21 protein-coding genes and 5 pseudogenes are annotated in these 19,822 nt (G+C 66.6%); 16 read left to right on the forward strand and 10 right to left on the reverse strand.

What is annotated here, in order from left to right:
• The first annotated feature begins 172 nt into the window (after positions 1-172).
• Both AC0IX7_RS19290 and AC0IX7_RS19295 read left to right on the forward strand, forming a co-directional pair.
• Entirely contained in the window at positions 173-1,063 is an 891-nt protein-coding gene (locus AC0IX7_RS19290; RefSeq protein WP_471813457.1) for an AI-2E family transporter, read from the forward strand.
• Positions 1,054-1,194 (forward strand): hypothetical protein, encoded by a 141-nt coding sequence (locus AC0IX7_RS19295; RefSeq protein WP_471813458.1) that lies wholly within the window; start codon positions 1,054-1,056, stop codon positions 1,192-1,194. Before AC0IX7_RS19290 ends, AC0IX7_RS19295 begins: the two co-directional genes overlap by 10 nt.
• Before the next feature lie 358 nt (positions 1,195-1,552).
• On the opposite strand, the pseudogene metK reads toward AC0IX7_RS19295, so the two are convergent.
• The 4 genes and pseudogenes from metK to AC0IX7_RS19315 form a co-directional block, all read right to left on the reverse strand.
• Positions 1,553-2,769: pseudogene (gene metK / locus AC0IX7_RS19300) on the reverse strand (methionine adenosyltransferase).
• 71 nt (positions 2,770-2,840) lie between these two features.
• Positions 2,841-3,128: a nitrilase-related carbon-nitrogen hydrolase gene (locus tag AC0IX7_RS19305; protein ID WP_471813460.1), complete on the reverse strand. Its 288-nt coding sequence runs from the start codon at positions 3,126-3,128 to the stop codon at positions 2,841-2,843.
• Positions 3,129-3,243: 115 nt separating this feature from the next.
• Entirely contained in the window at positions 3,244-3,711 is a 468-nt protein-coding gene (locus AC0IX7_RS19310; protein WP_471813461.1) for a nitrilase-related carbon-nitrogen hydrolase, read from the reverse strand.
• 140 nt (positions 3,712-3,851) lie between these two features.
• Positions 3,852-4,370: pseudogene (locus AC0IX7_RS19315) on the reverse strand (apolipoprotein N-acyltransferase); the annotation flags it as partial.
• Positions 4,371-4,788: 418 nt separating this feature from the next.
• On the opposite strand from AC0IX7_RS19315, the gene AC0IX7_RS19320 reads away from it, so the two are divergent.
• Together AC0IX7_RS19320 and AC0IX7_RS19325 are read left to right on the forward strand one after the other, a co-directional pair.
• Positions 4,789-5,208, forward strand: a complete 420-nt coding sequence (locus AC0IX7_RS19320; RefSeq protein ID WP_471813462.1) for a VOC family protein — start codon at positions 4,789-4,791, stop codon at positions 5,206-5,208.
• 9 nt (positions 5,209-5,217) lie between these two features.
• Positions 5,218-5,520, forward strand: coding sequence for a polyhydroxyalkanoic acid system family protein (locus AC0IX7_RS19325; protein WP_056411856.1), 303 nt, complete (start codon positions 5,218-5,220; stop codon positions 5,518-5,520).
• A gap of 38 nt (positions 5,521-5,558) precedes the next feature.
• On the opposite strand, the gene AC0IX7_RS19330 is transcribed toward AC0IX7_RS19325, so the two are convergent.
• From AC0IX7_RS19330 to pyk, 4 genes and pseudogenes are all read right to left on the reverse strand, one after another.
• Positions 5,559-6,080 (reverse strand): biliverdin-producing heme oxygenase, encoded by a 522-nt coding sequence (locus AC0IX7_RS19330; RefSeq protein WP_471813464.1) that lies wholly within the window; start codon positions 6,078-6,080, stop codon positions 5,559-5,561.
• Complete coding sequence (locus tag AC0IX7_RS19335; protein ID WP_471813465.1) at positions 6,077-6,265, reverse strand: YbdD/YjiX family protein; 189 nt, start codon at positions 6,263-6,265, stop codon at positions 6,077-6,079. Before AC0IX7_RS19335 ends, AC0IX7_RS19330 begins: the two co-directional genes overlap by 4 nt.
• Positions 6,262-8,315 (reverse strand): annotated as a pseudogene (locus AC0IX7_RS19340) (carbon starvation CstA family protein). Before AC0IX7_RS19340 ends, AC0IX7_RS19335 begins: the two are co-directional and overlap by 4 nt.
• A gap of 592 nt (positions 8,316-8,907) precedes the next feature.
• Positions 8,908-10,371 carry a pyruvate kinase gene (gene pyk, locus AC0IX7_RS19345; RefSeq protein WP_471813466.1) on the reverse strand — a complete coding sequence of 488 codons (1,464 nt, stop codon included), beginning with the start codon at positions 10,369-10,371 and terminating at the stop codon, positions 8,908-8,910.
• A gap of 79 nt (positions 10,372-10,450) precedes the next feature.
• Between pyk and AC0IX7_RS19350 the strand changes: the two genes are divergently transcribed.
• The 4 genes from AC0IX7_RS19350 (at position 10,451) to AC0IX7_RS19365 (ending at position 12,073) form a co-directional block, all read left to right on the forward strand.
• Positions 10,451-10,753 (forward strand): DUF1244 domain-containing protein, encoded by a 303-nt coding sequence (locus AC0IX7_RS19350; protein ID WP_471813468.1) that lies wholly within the window; start codon positions 10,451-10,453, stop codon positions 10,751-10,753.
• Positions 10,754-10,934: 181 nt separating this feature from the next.
• Positions 10,935-11,177 (forward strand): DUF2312 domain-containing protein, encoded by a 243-nt coding sequence (locus AC0IX7_RS19355; protein WP_197942503.1) that lies wholly within the window; start codon positions 10,935-10,937, stop codon positions 11,175-11,177.
• A gap of 88 nt (positions 11,178-11,265) precedes the next feature.
• On the forward strand, positions 11,266-11,550 hold the full coding sequence (locus AC0IX7_RS19360; RefSeq protein WP_471813470.1) for a DUF1294 domain-containing protein: 285 nt from the start codon (positions 11,266-11,268) through the stop codon (positions 11,548-11,550).
• A gap of 79 nt (positions 11,551-11,629) precedes the next feature.
• Positions 11,630-12,073: a nuclear transport factor 2 family protein gene (locus tag AC0IX7_RS19365; protein ID WP_471813472.1), complete on the forward strand. Its 444-nt coding sequence runs from the start codon at positions 11,630-11,632 to the stop codon at positions 12,071-12,073.
• Between the two features lie 4 nt (positions 12,074-12,077).
• Here AC0IX7_RS19365 and AC0IX7_RS19370 read toward each other — a convergent pair.
• Positions 12,078-13,538, reverse strand: a pseudogene (locus tag AC0IX7_RS19370) (helicase HerA domain-containing protein).
• A 112-nt stretch (positions 13,539-13,650) separates the two neighbouring features.
• Between AC0IX7_RS19370 and AC0IX7_RS19375 the strand changes: the two are divergent.
• From AC0IX7_RS19375 to ruvA, 7 genes and pseudogenes are all read left to right on the forward strand, one after another.
• On the forward strand, positions 13,651-14,196 hold the full coding sequence (locus AC0IX7_RS19375) for a DUF1003 domain-containing protein (protein ID WP_471813474.1): 546 nt from the start codon (positions 13,651-13,653) through the stop codon (positions 14,194-14,196).
• Between the two features lie 30 nt (positions 14,197-14,226).
• Positions 14,227-14,970, forward strand: coding sequence for a YebC/PmpR family DNA-binding transcriptional regulator (locus tag AC0IX7_RS19380; protein ID WP_254686452.1), 744 nt, complete (start codon positions 14,227-14,229; stop codon positions 14,968-14,970).
• A gap of 203 nt (positions 14,971-15,173) precedes the next feature.
• On the forward strand, positions 15,174-15,329 hold the full coding sequence (locus tag AC0IX7_RS19385; protein WP_471813475.1) for a crossover junction endodeoxyribonuclease RuvC: 156 nt from the start codon (positions 15,174-15,176) through the stop codon (positions 15,327-15,329).
• 8 nt (positions 15,330-15,337) lie between these two features.
• A pseudogene (locus AC0IX7_RS19390) lies at positions 15,338-15,678 on the forward strand (crossover junction endodeoxyribonuclease RuvC).
• A 208-nt stretch (positions 15,679-15,886) separates the two neighbouring features.
• On the forward strand, positions 15,887-16,462 hold the full coding sequence (locus AC0IX7_RS19395; RefSeq protein ID WP_471813477.1) for a hypothetical protein: 576 nt from the start codon (positions 15,887-15,889) through the stop codon (positions 16,460-16,462).
• Positions 16,459-16,881 (forward strand): hypothetical protein, encoded by a 423-nt coding sequence (locus AC0IX7_RS19400; protein WP_471813478.1) that lies wholly within the window; start codon positions 16,459-16,461, stop codon positions 16,879-16,881. The genes AC0IX7_RS19395 and AC0IX7_RS19400 overlap by 4 nt, the downstream gene beginning before the upstream one ends.
• Before the next feature lie 114 nt (positions 16,882-16,995).
• Positions 16,996-17,595, forward strand: coding sequence for a Holliday junction branch migration protein RuvA (gene ruvA, locus AC0IX7_RS19405; protein WP_471813480.1), 600 nt, complete (start codon positions 16,996-16,998; stop codon positions 17,593-17,595).
• A gap of 173 nt (positions 17,596-17,768) precedes the next feature.
• On the opposite strand, the gene AC0IX7_RS19410 is transcribed toward ruvA, so the two are convergent.
• A complete protein-coding gene (locus AC0IX7_RS19410) occupies positions 17,769-18,677 on the reverse strand; it encodes a 2-hydroxyacid dehydrogenase (RefSeq protein WP_471813482.1) in 909 nt (302 codons plus the stop codon).
• Between the two features lie 52 nt (positions 18,678-18,729).
• On the opposite strand from AC0IX7_RS19410, the gene ruvB reads away from it, so the two are divergent.
• Positions 18,730-19,755, forward strand: coding sequence for a Holliday junction branch migration DNA helicase RuvB (gene ruvB, locus AC0IX7_RS19415; protein WP_120299517.1), 1,026 nt, complete (start codon positions 18,730-18,732; stop codon positions 19,753-19,755).
• The last annotated feature ends 67 nt before the right edge of the window (positions 19,756-19,822 follow it).

Consider the following 19,822-nt stretch of genomic DNA (forward strand, 5'->3'; position numbering starts at 1 on the left):
CTAGGCGCGAACTCGCGCTAGCGTCAGGGCCGCCCTTCGGTACACACCGGGGGGCGGTTTTGACGTTTTGAATGGTTGGATTCGAACGGCCCGGCTCGACCGGTCTTTACAAGAGGGACACGGCAATGATCGACAGGCGTCGACTGGAAACGGGGGCTTCATCACCTTCCTGGTGGCGATTACGATCGCTCTGTGCGTGGTCGTGTCGTCGTTCGCGGCGGCGCTGCTGTGGAGCGCGCTGGCGGCGATCCTGTTCCAGTCGCTGTATCACTGGCTGCTCAAGCGCTGGCCGGAACGCCGCAATCTCGCCGCGGCGCTGACGCTGCTGATCATTTTCGTCGCGGTGATCGTGCCGACCTTGTTCATCGGCAGCCTGGTGATCGACCAGTCCGCCTCGGTCTATGCCAAGCTGCAAAGCGGGCAGATCAACTTCGGCGCGTATTTCCAGCAGATCCACGACGCGCTGCCGAACCGGATCCAGGGCGCGCTCGACAAGGCCGGGCTGAACAGCTTCGAACAGGCGCAGTCGCGCGTGTCGACCATCCTCGGCAACAGCGTCCGTTCGATTGCCGGGCAGGCTCTCTCGATCGGCCGCAATGCCGCCGCGTTCCTGCTGTCGTTCGGCGTCGGGCTGTACGTGACCTTCTTCCTGCTCCGCGATGGCGACAAGGTCGGGCCGGCGATCCGCCGGTCGCTACCGTTCGAGCATTCGGTGGCGGAGAAACTCGTCGACAAGTTCGTCGCGGTGGTGCGTGCGACGATTAAGGGATCGGTGATCGTCGGGCTTGTCCAGGGTGCGCTCGGCGGCCTGACGTTCTGGCTCGTCGGCGTACCGGCGGCGCTGCTATGGGGCCTGCTGATGGCGCTGACGTCGCTGCTGCCCGCGCTGGGCCCCGCGATCGTGTGGGTGCCGGTCGCGGTGTACCTGCTCGCGACGGGTGCAATCTGGCAGGGCGTGGTGGTGATCGTCTCGGGCGTGGTGGTGATCGGCCTAGCCGACAACATCCTGCGTCCGATCCTGGTCGGCCGCGACACGGGATCCCGGATTACGTCGTGCTGGTGACGACGCTCGGCGGGATCGAGCTTGTCGGTCTGAGCGGCATCGTCGTCGGCCCGCTGGTCGCAGCGCTGTTCCTGACCGCGTGGCAGATCCTGACCGAGCAACGGCATGCTCAGCCGGAGGACGGGCGCTGAGCTTCGGGCGCGCCCACTCGCCCGTCCATCCCCCGTTCGTCCTGAGTAGCTGCTGAGCGTGTCGAAGCGGCGTATCGACGGGCAGTCGGAGGGATGGATCCACGCTTTCGATACGAGCCTCGTCCTCGATAACCCTCTCCCCTTGGGGAGAGGGAGGGGCCCGCACGGCAAAGCCGGGTGGGAGGGTGAGGGGAGTGGGGCTCGGGCCCTCTCTCAAAAGCCCCTCACCCTTCCGTCGCCAAGAGGCTCCTCCCTCCCTCTCCCCGACGGGGAGAAGGACTGGAAGCTCAGCTCAACAAAAAAGCCTCCCGCGGATCGGTCCGCGGGAGGCTTTTTCACAACCTCAAACCCGTCGCTATCAGGCGACGGCGGCCTTCAGCGCGTCGACCAGATCGGTCTTTTCCCAGGTGAACGTGTCACCCTGCGGCTCGCGACCGAAATGCCCGTACGCAGCAGTCTTCTTGTAGATCGGCGCGTTGAGCTTCAGATGCTCGCGGATGCCCTTCGGCGTCAGGCGAACGAGCTTCGGCAGCACTGCCTCAAGCTTGGCTTCCTGGACGGTGCCCGTACCATGCGTGTCGACATACACCGACAGCGGCTCGGCGATACCGATCGCATAGCTGAGCTGGATCGTGCAGCGACGCGCGAGGCCGGCAGCAACCACGTTCTTCGCGAGATAGCGTGCGACATACGCAGCCGAACGATCGACCTTCGTCGGATCCTTGCCCGAGAACGCGCCGCCGCCATGCGGAGCGGCGCCGCCGTAGGTGTCGACGATGATCTTACGACCCGTCACGCCGGCGTCGCCGTCGGGGCCACCGATCTCGAACTGGCCGGTCGGGTTGATGTAGATCGCGGTCTCGTCGGTGATGAAACCGTCGGGCAGCACGTCCTTGAACACGCCCATGACATAGTCGCGCAGCACCGCGTACTTGGCGGGATCGGCGTTGTCGCCCTTCTCGCAATAGCCCGGTGCATGCTGCGTCGAGACGACCAGCGCGGTCGCGCCGACCGGCACTTCGTTCTCGTACGACAGCGTGACCTGGCTCTTGGCGTCGGGCTCGAGGAACGGCGCGGCGCCCGAATGACGGTCTTCGGCCATCTTGGCGAGGATCTTGTGGCTGTAATACAGCGTCGCGGGCATCAGGCCGGGGTCTCGTCGGTCGCGTAGCCGAACATGATGCCCTGGTCGCCGGCGCCCTCGTCCTTGTTGCCGCTCTCGTCGACGCCCATCGCGATGTGCGCGGACTGGCCGTGGAGGTTGTTCTCGAAGCGGAACGTCTCCCAGTGGAAGCCGGTCTGCGCGTAGCCGATTTCCTTGACGGTGTTTCGGACGGCCGCCTCGATCTCTTCCAGGACGCCGTCGGCCCACTGGTCGTTCTCGTAGATGCCCTTGCCGCGGATTTCACCGGCGAGGACGACGAGCTGTGTGGTCGTCAGCGTCTCGCAGGCGATGCGTGCCTGCGGGTCCTTGGCGAGGAACAGGTCGACGATCGTGTCGCTGATCTGGTCGGCGACCTTGTCGGGATGGCCTTCCGAGACCGATTCGGAGGTGAAGAGAAAGGACTTGCGCATGAAACCTCTTCGCAAAGGCTCGCCCAGGAAAGTCCGGGGAGCGACATATAAGGAAAGCTTTATATGTCCTTCTAGCGTTGGCGACGGCGCAGGGCAACTGCGGTAACGAGCATCAATGCGGCCATGATCGCCGCCATCGCATTGCCGACGCGCGAGAATAGCGTGGAGGGCAGCGCGGACGGCATCGGCTGTTCGATCGCGCCGGCGGTTTCGTGCGGTACGGTCGCGACGAGGCGGCCGTCGGCGGCGATGATCGCGGAGATACCGGTCGGGGTGGCGCGGAGGATCGGCAGCCCTTCTTCGATCGCACGCATCCGGGCTTGGGCGAGATGCTGCGGCGGGCCCCATTGCCGAACCACGCGTCGTTCGAAGGATTGAACAGAATGCGGGGGCGGTGCGCGCGGTCGACGACCTCGCCCGAGAATATGATCTCGTAACAGATCTGCATGCCGATCGAACCGAAGCCGGGCAGCGTCAGGTTCGCGGGCCCTTGCCCGAGGTGAAGTCGATGTCCCCGGGCACGAGGCGCGCGAGCCCGAGCGGCTTCAGCAGCCACGGCATCGGCAGGTATTCCCCATAGGGCACAAGGTGCGCCTTGTCGTACCGCCCGCGCAAACGCGCTTGTGCGTCGAGCGCGAACACCGAATTGGCCGCGCCGGAAATCCGGTCCTTGGCGTCGAACTCGAGCGCGGTGCCGCCGATCAGCAGGATGTCCTCGGGGCCCAGCAGCCGCGCCATCCGGCGGCGGAGGTAGAGCGGGCTCGACCAGCCATAGGCGTAGAACGGATAGCCATCCTCGACGTAGTCGCGAACGACGCCCTCGGGCCAGACGACCAGGCGGGGCGTGGCGCCGCCCTGGCCAGACAGCTTCTCCAGCGCAGAAAGCACGCGCTCGCCGTCGGTTTCGCTGCGATCTTCCTGGCCGATATCGGGCTGGACCACGCGGACCAAAGGCGTGCCGGGGGCGGGGGCGGCGCGTTCGTCCAGAGCGCGGACAGTGCCGCGAGGCTCAGCGTGGGAATGGCGATCGCCGGCAGCGTCCAGCGGCGGACGGCGAGCATCAGCAGCGCGCCCGCGGCGATGATCGTCACCCCCGACAGTGCATACGTCCCGACCCAAGCCGACAGCCGCGCGACGCCGATCGCGGGCAGCCAGACGACGCTCAGCGGGTCCCAGGCGTATCCCGTGAACAGAGTCGCCCGCAGCCACTCCGTCGCGATCCACGCCGCGCCGAAGACCAGTACGAACGTCGCGTCGGGTCGGTCGGTCCGCCGTGCGATCCGCCAGGCGAGCGCGCCTGCGAGCATTGGGAACAGCGCCAGATACAGCGCGAGGCCGACCGCGGCGAAATACCCCAGCACCGGCGGCATCGCGTCTTGGAAGTCGAACGCGTGCTGGAACCAGTTGTTGTTCACGGTGAAATGCCCAAGCCCGAACACCCACCCGCGCCATAGCACGCCGCGAAGGGTCGGCGCATCGTGGACGAGCTTCATCCACACCGCGAACGCGACGAGGGTGAGTGGCCAGAGGTCAAGCGGGGCAAAGCCGGTGGCGGCGAGCGCGCCGAGGATGAGGCAGGCGAGGGCGGGGTAGCGAGTCACGCTGGCGCTATGGCGTGGCGGACGGGGTGGGGCAATGTCTTAGCCTTGGGATGATCGAGCCCGTCGGCTGCATTCATTGTGGCTTCCCCATGAGGCACCACCCCGGCGGAGGCCGGGGCCCAGTTGGAAAGGTGGTAGTAACGAAGCGCTGTCCGCCGTTAGCAACGTCCCCCAACTGGACCCCGGCCTCCGCCGGGGAGGTGCCGGGGATGGGAAAGCGTCCGATCGGCTAGAGCACGATGGGTGGTGCATGGGGGAAGGGCACCGACGCCAAACCTTGTTCTCCCGCGAAGGCGGGAGCCCAGGCTGGACTCCGCCTTCGCGGGAGAACAAGAGAGCCCACTGACTTAACGGTGGAGGAAATCCCCACCGAAAACCCCGGGTCGACGAACTCCGGACCACGACCTATTCTCACCAAATGACCCTACGCCCCTTCCACCTCGCCTTCCCCGTCCACGACCTGACCGCAGCCCGCACCTTCTACGGCGCCACGCTAGGCTGTCGCGAAGGCCGCTCCAGCGACCATTGGATCGATTTCGACCTGTTCGGCCACCAGATCGTCGCGCATCTCGACCCCTCGGCCAAACCCGTCGCGGTCGCGAATGCGGTCGATGGCCACGCCGTCCCCGTGCCGCATTTCGGCGTCGTCCTGACGATGGACGACTGGACCACGCTGTCGGAACGCGTCACCGCCGCGGGCGTAAAGTTCGGGATCGCGCCATACATCCGCTTCAAGGGCGAGCCCGGCGAGCAGGCGACGATGTTCTTTTGCGATCCCAGCGGCAACGCTCTCGAGTTCAAGGCGTTCGCCAACGACGACATGCTTTTCGCGACTTAAGGACTATTCATGGCCAACCCCATCACCGTCGACGTTCCCCATCAGCTCGGCAAGGCGGCAGTCCGCGCGCGGCTCGACGGCGGGATCGACAAGATCAGCGCTAGCATCCCCGGCGGCTCGGTGACCGATCATCGCTGGGACGGCGACACGCTGCACTTCACCATCCAGGCGATGGGCCAGACGATCGCCAGCGCGGTCACGGTGTTCGAGACCAACGTCCATGCGGTCGTCGACCTGCCCGGCATCCTCGGACTGTTCGCAAGCAAGATCCAGGACATGATCCGCAAGGAGGCGCCGAAACTCCTGCGCTGACCCCGACTAGCGGACACAGACGAGGCGCCGGGAGCGGATCAGGCCTCTGGCGCGCGCCGATACAGCGCAAACGCAGCCTTGGCGCCGGCGACCGCGTCCGCGACCCAGGCCTCGTCGGCAGGCTGCCGGTCGATCGCGGCCAGCAACGCGCGCCATTCGCCCGACAGATGTTTCGCGCCGAGATACGCCGACGGCATGTCATCGGGTACCGATCGCGACAACATGATGCCGCCGAGCCGCGAGCCCTCGACCACGTACATCGCACCCCAGCCGGCCGCTTCGCTCGGCGCCAGGTCGAAGGCCATCGGCGTCGGCATCTCCTCGCCCAGCGCGGCGAGATCGGCGGCAAGCGCCTCACTCCGAGATCGGACCGCGGCAAGACCCGGAATGCCGTCCAGCCAAGCCTCCACGGCCGGCAACGCCCTGGCATGCGCGAGCAGGAACGCGCGGTAATCGTCCGCATCGTTCAGATCATAGCGCCCGAACCCGGCATCGACCGCGTCGTGATCGCTCGCTGTCGCCGCCCGGAGGCGCGCGACGGTCGAAAGCCCCTCCGTCAACAGCAGCGCCCGCCGCCCTTGCTGCCGTACCGAGCCTCCTGCCGATCGCGGAAGAACGCGCGTTCGTCCATCGGCGCGCGGTCCGGATGGCGCTCCGCCATGTGCTGGCGATAGGCGGCGTAGGACGGCACGCCGACCATCAGCAGCGCGGTCTCGCGCGCCTTCGCATAGAGCGCGCGGATCATTCCGCGGCCACCAGTTGCGGCGGGACTTCGGTGACCGTCGGCCGGTCGATCTTCAGCGCGGCGAGACACGTGCGGATGCCGAAGAACACGATCGACAGCACCACGGCGAGGAACAGAGCGCACAGCCCGGCGTCGATCCGGTCGTTGAGCACGATCCGCTGCATCTCCGCCATCGTCTTGGCGGGCGCGAGCAACTCACCCCGCGCCGCTGCCTCTGCAAACTTCGAGGCGTGCGCGAGGAAGCCGACCTTCGGATCGCTCGCGAACAGCTTCATCAGCCCGGCGGTGATCGTGCACAGGCACAGCCACGCGGCGGGCAGAGATCGTCACCCACGCGTAACGCTGACGCTTCATGCGGAACAGTACGACCGTGGCCAGCACGAGCGCGACCGCGGCGAGCATCTGGTTCGAGATCCCGAACAGCGGCCACAGCGTATTCACGCCGCCTAGCGGATCGGTGACGCCCTGGTACAGGAAGAACCCCAGGCCATCACGCACAACGCGGTCGCGATCAGGCCCGGCACGATCGCGGAGGCATTGCGGAACGACGGTACCGCGAGCCCGATCAGGTCCTGCAACATGAACCGCCCGGCACGCGTCCCCGCATCGACCGCGGTGAGGATGAACAGCGCCTCGAACAGGATCGCGAAGTGATACCAGAACGCCTTCATCGCCTGCCCGCCGATCAGGTTGCTGAAGATCTCCGCCATCGCCACCGCCAGCGTCGGTGCGCCGCCTGTGCGGCTGACGATCGTGGTTTCGCCTACATCCTTCGCTGTCTGCGCGAGCAGTTCAGGCGTGATCGGGAAGCCCATCGCGGTGACCGCGGTGGCAGCGGACGCGAAGTCGGTCCCGACCACCGCCGCCGGGCTGTTCATCGCAAAATACACGCCGGGATCGAGGATCGACGCGCCGACCAGCGCCATGATCGCGACGAAGCTCTCCATCAGCATCGCGCCGTAACCGATGAACTGCGCGTCGCCTTCGCTGGCGATGAGTTTGGGCGTCGTGCCGCTCGCGATCAGCGCGTGGAAGCCGGAGACCGCACCGCACGCGATCGTGATGAACAGGAACGGGAAGAGCCCACCCGACCAGACCGGGCCGCTGCCGTCGATGAACAGGGTAAGTGCAGGCATCCGCAGCGGTGGGGCGACGACCGCGATGCCGATCGCGAGCGCGACGATCGCGCCGATCTTGAGGAAGGTCGAGAGGTAGTCGCGGGGGCGAGCAGCAGCCACACCGGCAGGACGGACGCGACCGCGCCGTAGCCGACCATGAGGACGCAGAGCTGCACCGGGGTCAGCGTGAACAGCGGCGCGAGCGTCGGCGAGGCGGCGACAGTGCCGCCATAGACGATCGCGGCGAGCAGGCCGATGACGCCGAGAACGGAGACTTCGCCGACCTTTCCGGGGCGGATCCAGCGCGTGTAGATGCCCATCATGAACGCCAGCGGGATCGTCGCGGCGACGGTGAAGAGGCCCCATGGGCTGCCGGCGAGCGCGCGCACGACGATCAGCGCGAGCACGGCGAGGATGATGACCATGATCGCGAACGCGCCGATCAGCGCGATCACGCCGGGGACCGCGCCCATTTCCATGCGGATCAGTTCGCCGAGCGACCGCCCGTCGCGGCGCATCGAGATGAACAGGATCATGAAATCCTGCACCGCGCCCGCGAGCACGACGCCCGCGAGGATCCAGAGCGTGCCGGGGAGGTAGCCCATCTGCGCAGCGAGCACGGGGCCGACGAGGGGACCTGCACCGGCGATCGCGGCGAAATGGTGACCGAACAGCACGTTGCGGTCGGTTGCGACATAGTCGAGGCCGTCGGCTCTGCGGAGCGCGGGGGTTGGGCGGCTCGGGTCGAGCTGCATCACGTGCCGCGCAATGTAGCGCGCGTAGAACCGGTACGCGATCAGCTGGACCGAGACCGCAGCGGTGACGATCCACAGCGCGTTGACATGCTCGCCACGCTCAAACGCGACGACCGCGAGCGCGCAGGCGCCGAGTAAGGCCAGTGCGCCCCAACCGATCTTCTCGCGTAATGTCATGCGTGCGCCCTCCCGTGCGGTCCGTACCGGCGACATCGCGTATTCGGGAGGCGAGCGCTAGCCTAGATTAGCTTAGGCACCCGCCGCACAGCCCCACCCCGGCGAAGGCCGGGGCCCAGTTGGCAAGGTGGCCGTAACGGAGCGCGGGAGTCGTCATCACCGTCCCCCAACTAGGCCCCGGCCTTCGCCGGGGTGGGGTGCTTGGTTGATGCGGTCCAAACTTCATGGTCGGCGGATCTGATATCTGGGCGGGCTCGGCGTTGTGTCACCCAGCCACCCAGCCACCCCTCTTCCGTCACCCCGGCGGAGGCCGGGCCCACCGGTCCGCATACTCCACGGACCGCGAGTATGCGGAACGGTGGATGCCGGAACGAGCCCGGCATGACGGGGCAGGGCGCGCTCGCGTGACGGGTTCCTGCTCGGACGGTCCGCACACACTTCGCTCCCCTCCCTGGAAGGAGGGGCTGGGGGTGGGTTGGCTGGTTTGAGCCACGACCGTCGGGCCTTGGGAAGCCGACCCACCTCGACCCCTCCCTTTCAGGGAGGGGGAAGAGGGCATTTCAGCCCATCAGCCGGACCTCAGCCCCGCAACTCAAACCTGCGAGTGATGCCCCTTCAGCTCATCCCCGACGATCCGCACTACGTGCAGCACGTTGGTCGACCCAGGCGTCCGGAACGGCACGCCCGCGAGCACGATCACCCGGTCGCCGGCCTTCGCGATCCCGTGCCGCAACGCCATCCGCTTCGACTTCGCGACCATGTCCTCGAACGACTCGACGTCGCGCGTGTGCACCGCGTGCGTGCCCCACAGCAGCCCGAGCCGCCGCGCGGTCTCCTGGCTCGGCGTCAGCACGAGCAGCGGCACAGACGGCCGCTCGCGCGCGATCCGGCGTGCGGTCGAGCCCGACGTCGTGAAGCAGATGATCGCCACCGCCGACACCGTCGCCGCGATGTTCTTCGCCGCCTCGGCCAGCGCGTCCGCGGTCGTCGGATCGGGCTTCATCACGGTGAAGTGCATGCGGTCGCCGTGTTCCGGGTCCGCCTCGACCGACACGCCGATCGCATCCATCATCGCCACCGATTCGACCGGCCACGCACCCGCCGCACTCTCCGCCGACAGCATGATGGCATCCGCGCCGTCATACACCGCGGTCGCGACGTCGGACACTTCCGCACGCGTCGGCGACGGCGAGGTGATCATCGATTCGAGCATCTGCGTCGCGACCACCACCGGGCGGCCCATCCGGCGCGAGACTTCGACGATACGCTTCTGCAACGGCGGCACCGCCTGCGGTGGCATCTCGACGCCGAGATCGCCGCGCGCGACCATCACGCCGTCGCACGCATCGACGATCTCATCCAGCCGTTCGATCGCGGCCGGCTTCTCGATCTTCGCCATCAGCGCCGCCTTGCCGCCGATCAGCTTGCGCGCTTCCCACAGATCTTCGGGGCGCTGGACGAACGACAGCGCGATCCAGTCGACACCCTGGTCGACCGCGAAGTCGAGGTCGCTGCGGTCCTTTGCCGTCAGCGCCGCCATCGGCAGCACGACGTCGGGGACGTTCAGCCCCTTGCTGTTCGACAGCGCGCCGCCGACCTCGACCCGCGTCGTGATCTGGCGCGGGCTATGCGACACGACGCGCAGCACGAGCTTGCCGTCGTCGAGCAGCAGGCGTGCGCCCGGCTCGATCGCCGCGAAGATCTCGTCGTGCGGCAGTTCGACACGCGTCGCGTCGCCCGGTGTCGGGTCGCGGTCGAGCAGGAAGGTGGAACCGGTTTCGAGCACGGTGCGCCCGCCCTCGAACTTGCCGACGCGCAGCTTCGGGCCCTGCAGATCGGCGAGGATCGTCGAGGGGCGACCGAATTCCTTCTCCAGCGCGCAGATCGCCTGGATCACGGCAATCTTCGACTGCTGGTCACCGTGGCTCATATTAACGCGGAACGCGTCGGCGCCGGTGCGGAATAGCGTTGCGATCATCTCGGGCGTGCTGCTGGCAGGGCCTAGCGTCGCGAGGATGCGGACTTTGCGCGAACGGGGTGCGATGGCCTTGGTCATGCGGTGCGTTTCCTGGGGAGGTCTTTGCCGCGACGGGCCTTAAACCCTATCTCCGCCGGATCAACCACGGAGCATACGAATGACCCCCGATCGCCTCGATACTTTGGACGATGCCGTAGCGGCGAAAGCGTTCCGCCGCCTGATCCGCCACCTCCGCCACCGCGAGGACGCACAGAATGTCGACCTGATGGGGCTCGCCGGTTTCTGCCGCAACTGCCTGTCCGACTGGGTCGAGCAGGCGGGCGGCCTGTCGAAGGACGACGCGCGCGCGACGGTGTACGGAATGCCGTACGCCGAGTGGAAGGCGCACCATCAGGGCGACGCTAGCCCCGAGCAGCTCGAACGGATGAAGGCGAGCGTCGCGAAGAACGCGACACTCTGAGCCTCGCCGTCGCTTGAGCCGAACACGGTAAACGCCTAGACGCGGCCCCGCACCCCGCAGCGGTCTGATTCACGACGTCATCGACGGCGGTCATCTGCGCGGGGTTTCTCGATTGGCTTTGGGCCGGCGCGTGGCGCTGGCGAGTGGGGAATTTTCGATGTCTGACGAACGGCAACACGGCATGGGCGGCGGCGCGGTCGCAGCGGACGAACTGCGCCTGCTGATCGAGCGCGCCGAGCGTCTCGAAGAAGAGAAGAAGGGTATCTCGGACGACATCAAGGACGTGATGGCCGAAGCCAAGGGCCGCGGTTACGATCCGAAGGCGATCCGCAAGATCCTGTCGATCCGGAAGAAGAAGAAGGAAGAATACCAGGAGGAGGAAGCGATCCTCGAGGTGTACCTTCAGGCGTTGGGGATGATCTGAGGATATCCCAATTTCGCGCGGTGCCTCATCCGACATGTGGTCGGTAGCGAAGGGGCACCGCGTTAACCCCTCGATGTACCGGTAGAGAATGATTCTCCCGATCTTCGCGGCGCTCGTTCTGTTCCTGATCATCAACATGATCACGGTCGCCGCGTTCGCGATCGACAAGCGGCGATCATCTTCCGACGCGCGGCGTATCCCCGAAAGCCGCTTGCTCTGGTTCGCAGCACTCGGCGGCACTCCGGGTGCGTTCTGGGCGCGCAATCGCTACTGGCACAAGACACTCAAGCAACCGTTCGTCGGGCGGCTTCAACTGATCGCGATGGTCCAGGTCGGCGTGGCCGCAGGGCTCGCGATCGCTGTTGTGATTTAATGTCGACATCCCGCAACGACATTGCTGCTTCTACACAACCGGTGTATTGCTGTTATACGACATTGCATCGGGGCTAAGCATGCGGGTATTTTTGGGCATTACGGCGGCATTGTTGGTCAGTGCTCCAGTCGCGGCGCAACCGAGCGAGACCGACGCGCAAAAACTCGGTCAGCGTGCCGAGGCCTTCCTAAACGTTCGTAACCAGTTCGATCAGGCGGCGATGATCGCGATGATGGCGCCCGAATACCAGGAAATATCTCCGGTCGGCGAAGTCGATTCCCGCGACGGCGTGATTGGGTTCTACGCTGCCGACAAGAAGAAGCCCGCGCCGCCGATGACGATCACCGAGACGGTCGCGCGACCGGCTGGGGCACTCGGCGTCGTCACGATGCGGATCGCCTATGCGGTGCCCGGCAAGGACGGACGGCTACAATCACGCGCGATGCGGGCTGGCTTCGTCGCGCGACGCATCAGGGGCGACTGGCAGTTCGTGTCGTTGCAGTTCACCCCGATCCGCGGCTGACGCTTCAAGCCGCGTCAGCCGGCAGCGTCGTCCACCCCAACCCCGGTATCGTGATCGAGCGTTTGCCGGCCAGATCGGTTCGGCACACGATCAGCTCGCGGCTTTCGATATAGCCGATCAGGCGCTTCACCCGGCCTAGCGAACTCGTCCCATACGTCGCGGCGATGCGCGCATCGGAGGGGCAGGGTTCGCCTTCGCGGGCGGCTCTTGCGACCAGCAGGAATGCGCCCAGCATGTCGTCGGGCAGGCCGCTGGCCACGTCGAGCGCGGCGGTCCACGCTTCGTCCGTCATGTCGAAGATCCCCGCGCGGGCGCAACTCAGGCGACGCACGAAGCCCGGCAGGTCGAGAGGCGGTTTTGCCAAGCCCCCATCCGGCACCGCACCTGGAAATCCTGGAACAGGACCGACGGCGGACGCAGCGTCGACTCCGGGTCCTCGACGATCGCGCGGAAGACGTCGGCGTAGACCGCCTCGACCTCGTCGTCGGTCTTCTCGGGCGGTGGCGGCGCAGCGGTGCGGGGCTCGGGCGGGCGGGCGATGCCGTCGAGCAGTTCCTCCGCCGGCACGCGACGCGGGCGCGGATCGAACATCAGGCCAAGTTCTGGGGCATCGACCACCGGCTCGGACAGCAGATCCTGCAGATCCATCGGCGCGGCGCTGGGGAGGGGTGAGCTTGGGGCTGCCACTGCGCGCGGACGTTGCGACGTCGCCGATCTTCACCGTGATCGGCCGCCGCGACACTGCGGGGCCGAGTGCCATGAAGGTGCCGCGCTGGAGATCGCGAATCGCCTCCGCCTGGCGCCGCTCCATGCCGAGCAGATCCGCGGCGCGCGCCATGTCGATGTCGAGGAAGGTGCGGCCCATCAGGAAGTTCGACGCTTCGGCCGCGACGTTCTTCGCGAGTTTCGCCAGACGCTGAGTCGCGATCACGCCGGCGAGCCCGCGCTTGCGCCCGCGGCACATCAGGTTGGTCATCGCCGCCAGCGACGCGCGGCGCACCTCTTCCGACACTTCGCCGCCCGTCACCGGCGCGAACATCTGCGCCTCATCGACCACCACCAGTACCGGATACCAATGCTCGCGCGGCGCATCGAACAGCGCGGAGAGGAACGACGCCGCACAGCGCATCTGGCCCTCGACCTCGAGCCCTTCGAGGCTCAGCACCGCCGAGGTACGATGTTCGCGAAGGCGGGTGGCGATGCGCGCGATCTCGCGTTCGCTATAGTCACCCGCCTCGATCACGACATGGCCGTGCGGGCCGGCGAGCGTCACGAAATCGCCCTCGGGATCGATCACGATCTGCTGGACGTGCCCCGCCGATCGCTCGAGCAGCCGGCGCAGCAGATGCGACTTTCCCGAGCCCGAATTGCCCTGCACCAACAGGCGCGTGGCGAGAAGTTCCTCCAGGTCGACGCCGACGGCAGTACCATTGCCGTCGGTGCCCATATTCACGCTAACCGTCATGCCGCGCGTTTGGCAGGTGCGGGCGCATCAGGGCAAGGAGTCTTTGCGGCTCGCGTCGCAAGCGGGGCTTTGCGCGCTGGCATAATCCGTAATCCTGGCTAGGGCGCGGATCATGGCCACGGATCAATCCCCGCTCGCCGATCTGTCGCAACGGTTGCTCGGCAAGGCGCCGGGCGAGCTCGACGAGGAGGAGCGCCGCGTCCTCGCCGGGATCGAGTCGGGCACTACCGTCAGTCGCGACGCCGCCGATGTGTCGGACGAGCGTGCGACCTTCGGCGAGCGGCTGTCCGACCGCGTCGCGAAGATCGGCGGGTCTTGGGCGTTCATCATCGCCTTCACGCTGGTGCTGATCGGGTGGATGCTACTGAATTCGGACATCCTCGCGCATTTTGGGCGGGCGTTCGATCCGTATCCCTACATCTTCCTCAATCTGCTGCTGTCGACCGTCGCGGCGATCCAGGCGCCGGTGATCATGATGAGCCAGAACCGGCAATCCGCGAAGGATCGCCTCGCCGCCAGCCTCGATTACGAGACCAATTTGCGCGCGGAGCTCGACATCCTGCGCATCCATCACAAGATCGATCATCTGGTGCTGGCAAGGCTGGATGCGATCGAAGCGAAGATAGACGGTCTGGCGAAAAGCGCCCTCGGAGCCTAAGAGCGGCGCATCAGGCTATTAGAGGCACCGATGGCAGGCCATTCCAAATACAAGAATATCATGTACCGCAAGGGCGCGCAGGACAAGAAGCGCTCGTCGGCGTTCAGCAAGCTCAGCCGAGAGATCACGGTCGCGGCCAAGATGGGGCTGCCCGACGTCGACATGAACCCGCGCCTGCGCGCGGCGGTGAACGCGGCCAAGGCGGCGTCGTTGCCGAAGGAAAACATCCAGCGCTCGATCGACAAGGCCAGCCGCGGCGATGCGGAGAATTACGAAGAGATCCGCTACGAGGGCTTCGGTCCCGGCGGCGTGTCGCTGATCATCGAGGCGCTGACCGATAACCGCAACCGCACCGCGACCAACGTGCGCGTCGCGGTGGGCAAGAACGGCGGCAACCTCGGCGCGGGCGGTTCGGTCAGCCACGCGTTCGACCGCGTCGGGCTGATCTCGTATCCGGCCAGCGCGGGCGATGCCGACACGGTGTTCGAAGCTGCACTCGAAGCGGGCGCGGAGGACGTCACGTCGAGCGAGGACGGCCATGAAGTCTGGACCGCGCAGGGCGACCTGCACGAGGTTGCCAAGGCGTTGGAAGCCAAGCTTGGCGAGGCCGAAGGCGCCAAGCTCGCCTGGCGTCCGCAGGTGATGGTCGCGGTCGGCGCGGACGATGCGGCAACTTTGTTCAAGCTCATCGACGCGCTTGACGAGGACGACGACGTGCAGACCGTCTGGGGCAATTACGAAATCTCCGACGAGATCATGGAATCGCTGGGTTGAGCCATTGAGATGAAGAAGGTGGGTTCACGCGGAGACGCGGAGACGCGGAGAGTTGTGCTTCGTGGCTACGTCCTCCGCGCCAGCGGTCTCGCATCGTTCGGCCAGCCCGGAGAATTGAAAGTCCCGCTTACGCGAGACGACAGTCAGGAACGCACCACCTCCGCGTCTCCGCGTCTCCGCGCGAACCAACCTTCACTCTTCGCATGATCATCCTGGGACTAGACCCCGGCCTAGGCACCACCGGCTGGGGTGTCATCCGCGCCGATGGCAACCGCCTGAGTCATGTCGCCAACGGCCAGATCAAGACCGATCCGTCGATGGCGCTCCCCGTCGACTCACCGCGCTGTACAACGCTCTGATCGACGTCATCCGCACCGAGCGCCCGGACGGCGCGGCGGTGGAGGAGGTGCTCGGCAACAGCAACGCGCAATCGACGCTCAAACTCGGCCAAGCACGTGGCGTCGTGCTGCTCGCCGCGGCGGGCGCGGGGCTGCATATCGGCGAGTATCACCCGTCGACCGTCAAAAGGGCGTCGTCGGCACCGGGGGCGCCGACAAGAAGCAGATCCAGGCAATGATGGCGGTGCTGCTGCCCGGCGCGAAGCTCGCCGGCCCCGACGCAGCCGATGCGCTGGCCGTCGCGATCACGCATGCACATCATGTCGCAAGCGCCGCGGCCTTATCGCGTCGCAGTGGTATCGGCGCCTGATCCACGCGTACCTCCGATAGTATCTGCGGGTAGAGACAAGCAAACTGGCGGATCTCCACCTTGGCGCCGTTCTGCATACTCCTACAAAACTTGGTTCGTTTTGAACTAGTTTTACCATTGCCGGTATAAAACCATTCCGGTCAGGTTTTGATAGCCAAGCCTGAAATGGTGTGGCAGCGCCGTCGTGCAATTAATTTAGATTAAAGGCTTGGCAATGCGGGCGGAAGACGTGCGGGGCGGCACGAGCAGCGGTACTGTTTCTCCCTCGGCATTTGCGATGCCCGAGGGCATGGCGATGCGCTACGATATGCCCGATCCGGCATTGTCGGACTATTTGACCGGGTACGCGATCTACGCGTCGAGCCATCGCACGCCGATGCTCAACTGGTATCTGCCCGCGCCCGCGATGATATCGGTGCTCGTCGATGCGGGCCCGCTGACCGTGTCGATCGGCAATCATCGGTTCGGCCCACTCGATCGTGCGAGCTTCTACGGGCCGACCAGCCGTGCCTTCCGAACCGAGACGCATGGCGGGATCGCCGTCGGCATCGGCCTGAGCGCGCTCGGCTGGTCGCGGCTGACCGCGCGGTCGGCAGGCGATTTCCACAACCGCGTGGCGCCGCTGAGTGGCGCCCTCGGGCCGGAGCTTTCCGCCCGCCTGATCGAAGGGCTCGATGCGCTCGACGACGATATGATGATCAAGCCGCTGCTCGACCAAGTGTTCGGCGGGCTGTTCGATCAACCGCATCCGCGCGAGGACCTGATGGGGCGTTCACCGCGTTGACGGTGACCGACGGCGTGATCGAGATGAAGGACGTCGCCGACCGGCTGGATATCCCGACTCACGAACTGCGGCGGATGGCGACGCGTCACTTCGGCATGCCGCCAAAGCTGTTGCTGCGGCGCGCGCGGTTCCTCCGCTCGTTCATCCGCCTGATCACGGCCGACGGGCTCAACGACTATTCGATGATCGACAGCAGCTATTTCGACGCGTCGCACTTCCTGCGCGATGCCGGCACGTTTCTCGGCACGACCCCGCGCCGATTCATCGCCTCCGACACGGTGTTCCTGCGGGCGAGCCTGCGCGCGCGGGCAGCGGTGATCGGCGCGCCGACCCAGGCGCTGCACGGCGTCGCGAAACCCGCCCCGACCGTGCCGAACAGATCCTCCGGCGATCCCGATCGGCTCCAACCGAGCGCGTGAGGAGCGGCGGGCTTGAGGACCGGCGCGCTTGAGGACAGGCGGCGTGCACGGTGGCGCGTTCGCCGCGGTTTTGCCGGGATGACGCCGCGCACCCTTTGTTCTACCGGCTGAACCATGATCGTGCATCTCAAAGGGCGCCTGGATTCCACGGGCATCGACTACGCGGTGATCGACGTCGGCGGAGTCGGCTATCAGGTCGGCGCGTCGGCGCGGACGCTCTCGGCACTGGGACCGATCGGCGAGGCGTGCACGGTGTTCACCGAGTTGCTCGTCGGCGAGGATTTTCAGCGGCTGGTCGGGTTCTCCAGCGCGGACGAACGCGACTGGTTCCGGCTGTTGACGGGCGTGCAGGGCGTCGGCGCGCGCGTCGCGCTCGCGATCCTGTCGGCGCTGGAGCCGGTCGATCTGAGCCGTGCGATCGCCAGCGGCGATAAGGCGATGGTTGCGCGCGCCAATGGCGTCGGGCCGAAGCTCGCCCAGCGCATCGTCATGGAATTGAAGGACAAGGTCGGCGGCATCGCGCTCGGGCTCGGGCCGGCGGTTGTGAACGCCGCACCGGGAGCGTCTGCGGATGCGGTGTCGGCGCTGCTCAACCTAGGGTTTCGCCCGAACGAGGCGAGTGTCGCGGTGGCCGCGGCGGACGAGGAACTGGGGCCGGGGGCTTCGCTCGATGCGCTGGTGCGGCTGGCGTTGCGCAAGGCGTCTAAGTCTTAGCTTTACCGCGAGTGCAAGTGGCGAACCTTTCGATCCTCCCCGCCAGGGGAGGTGGCTGACACTTGCCAGACGGAGGGGAGGAAAGGAAACCTCTGCCGCGTGTCCTCCCCCTCCGTCACCTTCGGCGCCACCCCCCCTGGCGGGGAGGATTGGAAGTGGATAACCCGGTCGGCTTAAAGCGGCGTGAGCAGGGCCTTCCCCGAAAAATGCGCGTCGAGGTTCGCAACCACCAGCGCCGCCATAGCAGCCCTGCCATCGACCGTAGCGCTGCCCTGATGTGGCGACAGGACGACCTGATCCATCGCCTTGAGCGCATCGGGAACGGACGGTTCGTCGGCAAACACATCAAGCCCTGCGCCTGCGATCGTCCCAGCCGCGAGCGCCGCGATCAGGGCGGTTTCGTCGATCAAGCTGCCACGCGCGATGTTGACCAGGATGCCGTCCTCGCCAAGCGCCGCGAGAGCAGCGGCGTCCACGATGTGCGACGTCGCGTCGCCACCGGGTGCGGCGATGACCAACACGTCGCACGCCGCCGCGAGCGAAGCGATATCGGCATGGAACACGCCCGCGAACTCCGGCTTGGCGGAGCATGCGGTATAATGGAGTTCGCGCGCAAACGGTGCGGCGCGCCTGGCGATGGCCTTGCCGATCCGGCCCAGCCCGAAGATGCCGATCCTTCGCCCGCTCGCGCGTCGAGAAAGATCGACCGACCACCCGCCGTCTCGCACCGCGCGGTCGTTCGCGACGATCCGTCGCTGCACCGCGAGCATCAGCCCGATCGCGAGATCCGCGACGTCGTCGGTCAGCACGTCGGGTGTCGTCGTCACCGCGATCCCACGCGCCCTGGTCGCGGCAAGGTCGATACCGTCATATCCGACGCCGTGGATCGCGACGATCTCCAGCGCGGGAAGGCGATCGAGCAGTGCGGTATCGATCACGCTGCTCCCGCCGCCGACGATCGCCCGCGTCGTCGCTGGCGGATCCTTGCGGTGCAGCGTGAAGCGCTCGGCGAGCGCAGCCTCCAGCGCAGGCGAAACTCCGGAGAGCAGATACAGGTCGGGCTGCGCGGTGTCGTTCGTCATCCCGCACCCATAGCCGCCTTGCCCCTTCGCCGCGAGCGCGCTATCGCAGGGCGTGACCGATACAGACCGCATCCTGACCGCCGCCAAGCGTCCCGAAGACGTCGACGCCGCGTTGCGCCCGAAGACGCTCGACGAATTCGTCGGGCAGAAGGCCGCACGCGAGAATCTGCGCATCTTCATCCAGGCGGCGAAGTCGCGCGGCGATGCGCTGGATCACGTGCTGTTTTTCGGGCCGCCGGGGCTGGGCAAGACCACGCTCGCGCAGATCGTCGCGCGCGAGATGGGGGTGGGGTTTCGCGCCACCTCGGGGCCGGTGATCGCCAAGTCGGGCGATCTCGCCGCGCTGCTAACCAATCTCGAGGATGGCGACGTGCTGTTCATCGACGAGATCCACCGGTTGCAGCCTGCGGTCGAGGAGGTGCTGTACCCGGCGATGGAGGACCGTGCGCTCGACCTGATGATCGGCGAGGGGCCGTCCGCTCGCTCGGTGCGGATCGATTTGCCGCGGTTCACGCTGATCGGTGCGACCACGCGGCAGGGGTTGCTGACCACGCCGTTGCGGGATCGCTTCGGCATCCCGGTGCGGCTGCAATTCTATACGGTCGAGGAGCTGGAGCGCGTGGTGACGCGCGCGGCGGGGCTGCTCGGGTTGGGGATCGCGAAGGACGGGGCGATGGAGATTGCGCGGCGCGCTCGGGGTACGCCGCGTATTGCCGGGCGGTTGCTGCGGCGGGTGCGCGATTTCGCCAATGTGGCGGGGCATGAGACCGTCGACGCGCGGGCGGCGGATGCGGCGCTGAACCGGCTTGAGGTCGATTCGCTCGGGCTCGATGCGATGGACCGGCGGTATCTGATGATGATCGCGGATATTTATCGTGGCGGGCCTGTGGGGGTGGAGACCTTGGCAGCGGGGTTGAGTGAGCCGCGTGATACGATCGAGGAGGTGATCGAGCCGTATCTGATTCAGCTGGGGCTGATCGCACGGACGGCGCGAGGGCGGTTCCTGAACGCAGGCGGCTGGAAGCACCTGGGCCTGAACCCGCCGGCCGGCAGCCAGGACGGCTTGTTCGACACCTGACGTCTTACCCCTCCCTGAAAGGGAGGGGCAGGAGTGGGTCGGCTTCCGCACATTCCAGACCGTGGTG

The sequence above is a fragment of the Sphingomonas sp. AC411 genome, assembly GCF_979253035.1.